This window comes from Micromonospora foliorum (genome assembly GCF_022229015.1).
GTDB lineage: Bacteria > Actinomycetota > Actinomycetes > Mycobacteriales > Micromonosporaceae > Micromonospora > Micromonospora foliorum.
On sequence record NZ_JAKKFF010000499.1, the window covers coordinates 1 to 4,019 of the forward strand.

Annotated in this window: 3 protein-coding genes; all 3 read left to right on the top strand. The window is 72.4% G+C overall.

Going from position 1 to position 4,019, the window contains the following annotated elements; translation table 11 throughout:
- Positions 1-1,329 (top strand): UDP-N-acetylmuramoyl-L-alanyl-D-glutamate--2,6-diaminopimelate ligase (locus PSH25_RS28870; protein ID WP_238662035.1); only part of this gene is annotated, 1,329 nt, incomplete at its 5' end.
- The gene (locus PSH25_RS28875) at positions 1,326-2,723 is read left to right on the top strand and encodes a UDP-N-acetylmuramoyl-tripeptide--D-alanyl-D-alanine ligase (RefSeq protein WP_238662036.1); all 1,398 of its coding nucleotides are present in this window, start codon (positions 1,326-1,328) and stop codon (positions 2,721-2,723) included. The genes PSH25_RS28870 and PSH25_RS28875, both read left to right, overlap by 4 nt.
- A complete protein-coding gene (gene mraY, locus PSH25_RS28880) occupies positions 2,720-3,844 on the top strand; it encodes a phospho-N-acetylmuramoyl-pentapeptide-transferase (RefSeq protein ID WP_030334519.1) in 1,125 nt (374 codons plus the stop codon). Before PSH25_RS28875 ends, mraY begins: the two co-directional genes overlap by 4 nt.
- Positions 3,845-4,019: the final 175 nt, after the last annotated feature.

Sequence of the window (4,019 nt, forward strand, 5' to 3'; positions counted from 1 at the left end):
GCCGGCGCCGCCGAGGCGGGCGCCGTGGCCCTGCTGACCGACCCGGCGGGTGCGGAGCTGGCGGCGGGAACCGGTCTGCCGGCCCTGGTGGTGCCCGACCCGCGGGCCGTGCTCGGCGAGCTGGCCTCGGCCGTGTACGGCGACCCCACCGCCGATCTGACCGTGATCGGGGTGACCGGCACCGCGGGCAAGACGTCCACCGCGTACCTGGTCGAGTCGGGGCTGCGGGCCGCCGGGCACACCACCGGGCTGGTCGGGACGGTGGAGACCCGGCTCGGTGACCTGGTGATCGACAGTGTGCGCACCACCCCCGAGGCGACCGACCTGCACGCCATGCTGGCCACCGCCCGCGAGCGTGGGGTCACCGCCGTGGTCATGGAGGTCTCCAGCCACGCGCTGGCCATGGGCCGGGTGGGCGGTGTGCGGTTCGCCGTCGGGGGTTACACCAACTTCGGCTCCGACCACCTGGACTTCCACGCCGACAGCGACGACTACTTCGCCGCGAAGGCCCAGCTCTTCGACGGGCGCTGCGCGGTCGAGGTGCTCAACCACGACGACCCGGCGTTGAAGCCGCTGCTCAAGCCGACCACTGTCACCTACTCGGCGGCCGGTGACCAGGGCGCGACCTGGTGGGCCGACGGTGTGGGCGGCGAGGGGTACGCCCAGCGCTTCACCGCGCACGGCCCGAACGGCGTGACCCTGTCCGCCGGGGTCGCGCTGCCCGGCCGGCACAACGTGGCCAACGCGCTGCTGGCCATCGCCGCCCTGGTCGGCGCCGGGGTGGACCCGACGACCGCGGCGGCCGGTGTGGCCTCCTGCGGGGGTGTCCCGGGCCGGCTGGAGCTTGTCGACGTGGCCGCGCCGGTGCGCGGGGTGGTCGACTACGCGCACAAGTCGGACGCGATCGTGGCCGCGCTGGCCGCGCTGCGCGAGCTGAGCGCCGGCCGACTGATCTGTGTGATCGGCGCCGGTGGAGACCGGGACCGGGGCAAGCGGCCGGTGATGGGCGCCGCCGCGGCGGAGGGAGCCGACGTGGTGCTGGTGACCGACGACAACCCGCGTACCGAGGACCCGGGGGAGATCCGCGCCGAGGTGCTGGCCGGGGCGTACCGGGCCGGCACGCCCGCTCGGATCATCGAGGTGGCGGGCCGCCGCGCCGCGATCGACGAGGCGGTTCGGCTGGCCCAGCCGGGCGACGTGATCGCGCTGCTCGGCAAGGGGCACGAGCGCGGCCAGGAGGTGGCGGGCGAGGTGTTTCCGTTCGACGACAGCATCGAGTTGGCCGACGCGCTGCGGGCCCGCTTCGGGGACCTGGCGGGTCAGCGGTGATCACGCTGAGCCTGGCCGAGGTGGCCGCGGCGGTGGACGGACGGCTGGTGGCCGCCGACCCGACCGCCACCGTCACCGGATCGGTGGAGTTCGACTCGCGCAAGGTGGGGCCCGGTTCGCTCTTCGTGGCCTTCCCCGGGGAGAAGGTCGACGGGCACGACTACGCGGCGACGGCGATCCAGGCCGGCGCGGTCGCGGTGCTCGGCAGCCGCGAGGTGCCCGGGGTGCCGATGGTGCTTGTCGACGACGCCCTGACCGCGATGGGCCGTCTGGCCCGCGCCGCGGTGGACCGGCTGCCCGGGCTGACCGTGATCGGCGTGACCGGCTCGTCCGGCAAGACCACCACCAAGGACCTGATCGGTCAGCTCACGGCCCGGCTCGGGGCCACGGTGGCGCCGCCCGGGTCGTTCAACAACGAGCTGGGGCACCCGTACACCGCCCTGCGGGCTGACCCGGACACCCGCTACCTGGTGATGGAGAAGGGCGCACGCGGGGTCGGGCACGTGCGGTACCTGTGTGAGCTGGTGCCGCCCCGGATCTCCGTGGTGCTCAACGTCGGCACCTCCCACATCGGCGAGTTCGGCTCGCAGGACACCATCGCCCTGGCCAAGGGCGAGCTGGTCGAGGCGCTGCCGCCGGACGGGCTGGCCGTGCTGAACGCCGACGACCCCCGGGTGGACGCGATGGCGAGCCGCACGCAGGCCCGGGTGGTCCGCTACGGCGAGGCGTCCGACGCCGACGTGCGCGCCGAGGACGTCACGCTCGACGAGCGGGGGCACCCGTCGTACACCCTTGTCACCCCGGAGGGGCGCGCGCCGGTGCGGCTCCGGCTGGCCGGCCGCCACCAGGTCTGGAACACGCTCGCGGCGGCGGCGGTCGCCCGGGAGCTGGGCATGCCGCTGGCCGAGCTGGCCACGGCGCTGGGCGAGCTGGGGCTGGTCTCGACCCGACGGATGGACGTCTTCGACCGCCCCGACGGGGTCACCGTGATCGACGACTCGTACAACGCCAACCCGGCCTCGATGGCGGTCGCGGTGCGGGCGCTGGCCAGCATGGGCCAGGGACGGCGTACCGTCGCGGTGCTTGGTTACATGGCCGAGCTGGGCCCGTTCGAGTACGACGGCCACGCCGAGGTCGGCCAACTCGCGGCCGAGCTGGGTGTCGACCGGCTGCTCGTGGTGGGTGAGCCGGCCGCGCCGATCCACGAAGGCGCGACAGCGGTAGCAAACTGGGGAGGAGAGTCGGTGCTGCTCACCGATCAGGCGGCGGCCGTCGAGGTGCTGCGGAGCGAGCTACGACCGGGTGACGTCGTCCTGGTCAAGGGCTCCCGGTACCGGACCTGGGAGGTGGCCGACGCCCTGCGCGCCGACGCCGGTGGGGAGCCGACCCGATGAGGGCGGTCATCGTCGCCATCGGGGTGGCCTTCCTCGTCTCGCTCTTCTGCACCCCGATCGCGATCAAGGTGTTCACCCGGCTCAAGGCCGGTCAGCCGATCCGGTCCGACGGCCCCGCCATGCACCAGGGCAAGAAGGGCACGCCCACGATGGGTGGCGTGGTCTTCATCCTGGCCACGGTGATCGCGTACGTGGCCGGGCACCTGGCCCTGACCACCCTGCCGGACCAGCAGATCGCCCAGGTGGAGCCGACCATCACCGCGTTGGTGCTGCTGGGGCTGATGGTCTTCTCCGGCGCGGTGGGCTTCCTCGACGACTTCCTGAAGGTGCGCAAGCGCAACAGCGCCGGGCTGAACAAGCGCGGCAAGTTGCTCGGCCAGATCCTGGTCGGTGCGGTCTTCGGGGTGATCGCGCTGTGGTTCCCGAGCACGATGACCAACGGTTCGGGCCTGGCGACCAACACCGAGACGGTCGGCAGCACCACGCTGAGCTTCATCCGGGACATCGACTTCCTGGAGGTCAGCAAGGTCGGCGCGGTGATCATCTTCATCTTCGTGGTGATGGCCGCGACGAACGGCGTCAACCTCACCGACGGCCTGGACGGTCTGGCCACCGGCGCGTCGGTGATGGTGCTCGCCGCGTACGCGCTCATCGCGTTCTGGCAGTACCGGCACTGGTGCGCCGACCCGAACTACACCCAGCCGTACTGCTACGAGGTCCGCGACCCGTTGGAGATCGCGCTGATCGCCGGGGCGGCGGCCGGGGCCTGTGTGGGCTTCCTCTGGTGGAACACGTCCCCGGCACGGATCTTCATGGGTGACACCGGGGCGCTGGGGCTGGGCGGTCTGATCGCCGGGATGGCGATGTCCACCCGCACCATCCTGCTGCTGCCGATCATCGGCGGGCTCTTCGTGATCATCACGATGTCCGTGGTGATCCAGATCATCTCCTTCAAGACCACCGGTAAACGGGTGTTCCGAATGTCCCCGCTGCAGCACCACTTCGAACTGGCCGGCTGGAGCGAGGTCAACATCGTGGTGCGGTTCTGGATCATCGCCGGCATCGGTGTGGCCATCGCCCTGGGCCTGTTCTACAGCGAGTTCCTCGCCAACATGACCTGATCCGCGGGGCCGACACGCCCGAGGGGGCGTTCTGGGGGTATCGGGCGTGTCTAGCGGTGATGATGTCGGGGTGGGGGAGGACATCGGCACTGAGGGCAGGGCTGGCGGGCGGGCGCGACGGTCGCCGGGCGCGGCGGGGCGTACCGCGGAGGCGGTCGCGCCGGCCGACGACGCC